This window comes from Opacimonas viscosa, from assembly GCF_024199005.1.
GTDB classification, from domain to species: Bacteria; Pseudomonadota; Gammaproteobacteria; order Enterobacterales; family Alteromonadaceae; genus Opacimonas; species Opacimonas viscosa.
The window spans coordinates 1-275 of sequence record NZ_JANATA010000101.1; the positions used below are offsets into that span (position 1 = coordinate 1).

Consider the following 275-nt stretch of genomic DNA (forward strand, 5'->3'; position numbering starts at 1 on the left):
GTGGGGCCAATATATCGTTCAAATAGGTTGAGTACGGATTTTGTGATGGTCTTCACTTTACCGGTTGCGATAACACGCGTGTCAGGTGTTATATATTTTTGTAAATCAATAAGCTGCTGTTCAAGAAGTGCAAGGGCGCGGGGGACCTTCAGCACAACAAGACTCGGCGCCTTTTCTGGCTTAAACGTTAAGCTTTGCACGCTAGTCAAGGTTTTCAGCGGCGCGGTTAGCAGGCCGTTTTTATTGCTCGTTTCTGCGTTACCCAGTAAATGATT

1 pseudogene is annotated in these 275 nt (G+C 46.2%); it reads right to left on the minus strand.

The window, feature by feature from the left end:
* Nucleotides 1–275: pseudogene (locus tag NLF92_RS12865) on the minus strand (23S rRNA (guanine(1835)-N(2))-methyltransferase); the annotation flags it as partial.